Raw genomic sequence first — 1630 nt, 5'->3', positions numbered from 1 at the left:
CCTCTCCCCCGCCCTCCCGACGCCTGCCGACCGGTCGGTCCGTCGGGTCAGCCGATCCCGGCCCGGCTCGGCGGGCCCTCCGTCGGGCTCCCCCCGGGGGACGCGGGCCCCGCCGCCGCGCGCGGCCCGCCCGGGACACCCGGCCCGCCCGGAGCGCCCGGGTCGTGGAAGCGACGCCGCCACGCCAGGGAGACGTACACCAGGGCGATGAGCACCGGCACCTCGATCAGCGGGCCCACCACTCCCGCCAGGGCCTGGCCGCTGGTCACCCCGAAGGTGCCGATGGCGACCGCGATGGCCAGCTCGAAGTTGTTGCCGGCCGCCGTGAACGCCAGCGTGGTGGTGCGCTCGTAGCCCAGGCCGAGGAAGCGGCCCAGCGCGAAGGTGCCGCACCACATCAGCGCGAAGTAGATCAGCAGCGGCACCGCGATCCGGGCCACGTCCAGCGGGCGGGAGGTGATGGTGTCCCCCTGGAGCGCGAAGAGCAGCACGATCGTGAAGAGCAACCCGTACAGCGCCCACGGCCCGATCCGGGGCAGGAACCGTTCCTCGTACCGCTCGCGGCCCATCCGTCGCTCGCCCACCCGCCGGGTGAGGAAGCCGGCCAGGAGCGGGACACCGAGGAAGACCGCCACGTTCGCCGCGATCCTCCAGGCGGAGACCTCCAGCGCCTCACCGCCCCCGAGCCCCAGCCACCGGGGGAGGAGGTCCAGGTAGAACCAACCGAGCAGGCCGAAGGCGAACACCTGGAAGACGGAGTTCAGGGCGACCAGCACGGCGGCGGCCTCGCGGTCCCCGCAGGCCAGGTCGTTCCAGATGATGACCATCGCGATGCACCGGGCCAGGCCCACGATGATCAGACCCGTGCGGTACTCGGGCAGGTCGGCCAGGAAGATCCACGCCAGGGCGAACATCACGGCCGGGCCGACGAGCCAGTTCACCACGAGGGAGGAGATCAGCAGGCGGCGGTCCCCCGTGACGGTGTCCAGGCGGTCGTACCGGACCTTGGCCAGCACGGGGTACATCATCACCAGCAGGCCCAGGGCGATCGGCAGGGAGATCCCGCCGACCTCCACGGCCGCCAGGGCCGAGTCCAGGCCGGGGACCACCCGTCCCAGGCCCAGGCCGATCGCCATCGCCAGCAGGATCCACACCGCGAGGAAGCGATCGAGCGTGGACAGTCGGCCGACCAGGGCCGCGGCACCGGGGACGGGCGTCCCCCGGTCGGCCGTCCCCGGTGCCCGGGCGCTCACGGGCACGCCCGCTTGCGGTCGTCGGCCCGGGTGCGGCGGGCCAGCCCGGCCAGCTGCGCGAAGCCCTCGGAGAGCCCGGTGAGCACCTCGGGGCGCAGCCGGTAGTAGGTGAAGCGTCCGCACGGCTCGGTTTCCACCACGCCCGCCTCCCGCAGCACCCGCAGGTGGTTGGAGAGATTGGTCTGCCGGGCGCCGGTCTCGGCGACCAGGTGCGTGGTGCACAGGGTCTCGTGGGCCAACAGGGTCACGATCCTCAGCCGCAGCGGGTCGCCCAGCGCGCGCATCAGATCAGTATCGACTGACATCAGCATGTGCTGATACTGTCACGCCCGTCGGTGTCCCCGCCGGCATCCCGTGCGTCCCGCCCGGAGCGGGCC

General features: G+C 73.3%; 2 protein-coding genes. Both read right to left on the bottom strand.

Going from position 1 to position 1630, the window contains the following annotated elements:
• Nucleotides 1–47: 47 nt before the first annotated feature.
• Nucleotides 48–1193 (bottom strand): ACR3 family arsenite efflux transporter, encoded by a 1146-nt coding sequence (gene arsB, locus FOE67_RS25130; protein ID WP_194444706.1) that lies wholly within the window; start codon nucleotides 1191–1193, stop codon nucleotides 48–50.
• 56 nt (nucleotides 1194–1249) lie between these two features.
• On the bottom strand, nucleotides 1250–1564 hold the full coding sequence (locus FOE67_RS25125; protein WP_182667111.1) for an ArsR/SmtB family transcription factor: 315 nt from the start codon (nucleotides 1562–1564) through the stop codon (nucleotides 1250–1252).
• Nucleotides 1565–1630: the final 66 nt, after the last annotated feature.

It is taken from the genome of Streptomyces calidiresistens, from assembly GCF_014141525.1.
Lineage (GTDB): Bacteria > Actinomycetota > Actinomycetes > Streptomycetales > Streptomycetaceae > Streptomyces > Streptomyces calidiresistens.
This window is presented reverse-complemented; position numbering and strand designations above follow the sequence as displayed.

What these genes read in the sequence shown, in the direction of transcription:
- FOE67_RS25125 (WP_182667111.1), bottom strand. Translation starts at nt 1,564, where the DNA reads ATGCTGATGTCAGTCGATACTGATCTGATGCGCGCGCTGGGCGACCCG.